This window comes from Lachnoclostridium sp. An196 (assembly GCF_002160135.1).
GTDB lineage: Bacteria > Bacillota > Clostridia > Lachnospirales > Lachnospiraceae > Hominiventricola > Hominiventricola avistercoris.
This window is the reverse complement of sequence record NZ_NFJZ01000026.1, coordinates 1-1,537: the sequence shown is the minus strand read 5'-3', so window position 1 is coordinate 1,537 and position 1,537 is coordinate 1. Positions and strand designations below refer to the sequence as shown.

Sequence of the window (1,537 nt, the reverse complement as noted above, 5' to 3'; positions counted from 1 at the left end):
TCAGCCAATAAAAAAGGCATAAACCTGTTCCGTTTGGTATAATGGAATTGACTAGAAACCATTTTTACAAAGGAGATTTATGCCATGTCCAGTATACCACAAAACCATTTCGATGAGAACGACTTAATTGACTGTGTTCAGAGATTTTTTTCCAAACATCATGTTGGCAAGCTTCTTGCCAGATGTAATGGGATGAAAGAAAAGGGTGTTTCACCTGTTTCTCTGCTTCGTTACAAACTCAGCAACATTTTTGTCGGAAGAAGTATGTATATGCAGCAACGGACCGGCTCTTTTAAGGAAGATTTTTCAAAGAACACTTTTTATCGTTTCCTTAATTCGGTAAAAACAAACTGGCTCCGTTTTACTTCTCTTCTTGCTGCTGATATCGTAAATAATGATCTCAAAGATCTAACGGATGATAACAGGAAAAATGTTTTCATCATTGATGACAGCCTTTTTAATCGTACCAGCTGCAAGAAAACAGAACTGGCATCAAAGGTTTTCGACCACACCGATATGCATTTCAAAAAAGGTTTTCGGATGCTTACCTTAAGCTGGAGTGATGGAAATACACTGATTCCGGTAAACAGCTGCCTGTTAGCATCTGCAAAAGATACAAATATCATCGGCCCAGTAATGAACTTTGATAACAGAACCATTGCAGGGAAAAGACGCAAGCTTGCTCAGACAAAAGCGCCAGAAGCAATGATGACCCTGTTGGATACTGCCCTCAGTGCAGGACTGAAAGCTGATTATGTCCTTTTTGATTCCTGGTTTTCCAACCCGGCACAGATCACAGCCATCCATTCAAAAGATATGGACGTGATTGCTATGATTAAGAAAAGCAGCCGTATCAAATATTCATACTGTGGTGAGCAGTTGAATATCAAAGAGATCTATTCCCGGAACAAAAAACGCCGTGGCAGATCAAAGTATCTGCTTTCTGTTGACGTTATGGTAGGAAAGGAGAATCCTATTCCAGCGAAAATCGTTTGCGTAAGGAACAAAGCGAATCGCAAGGACTGGCTTGCTTTTATCTGTACAGATACGACCCTTTCCGAAGAAGAGATTATCCGTATTTATGGAAAGCGCTGGCAGATTGAGGTTTTCTTCAAAACCTGCAAATCTATGCTGAATCTGATTGGAGAATGCCATAGTTTATCCTATGATGCACTGACGGCCCACGTGGCCATTGTGTTTACCAGATATATGTTACTTGCAATGGAGCAGCGTCAAAATGAAGATCAGAGAACTCTTGGCGAGTTGTTCTTCTTCCTTGTTGATGAAATGGCAGACATTACTTTCAGCAGATCACTTGGCATCCTGATGGATGCCTTAATGGCAAGCCTTCAGGAAATCTTAAAGCTCAGTGATGAGCAATTGACAGCTTTTACTGCTGATTTCGAAGCAAGACTACCGAAATATCTGCGTAATGCACTCCATCCAGAGGCTATAGTGGCATAAATCGCTATTTTTGTTAGCTGAAGTATTGAATTTTCAAGGTGCGAAGCCCATTTTGGGTATGGGAAGTCTTAGT

1 protein-coding gene is annotated in these 1,537 nt (G+C 40.7%); it reads left to right on the top strand.

The features are described from left to right. Positions 1–84 precede the first annotated feature (84 nt). Positions 85–1,464 carry an IS4 family transposase gene (locus B5F29_RS16180; protein ID WP_087155614.1) on the top strand — a complete coding sequence of 460 codons (1,380 nt, stop codon included), beginning with the start codon at positions 85–87 and terminating at the stop codon, positions 1,462–1,464. Positions 1,465–1,537: the final 73 nt, after the last annotated feature.

What these genes read in the sequence shown, in the direction of transcription:
- B5F29_RS16180 (WP_087155614.1), top strand. Translation starts at nt 85, where the DNA reads ATGTCCAGTATACCACAAAACCATTTCGATGAGAACGACTTAATTGAC.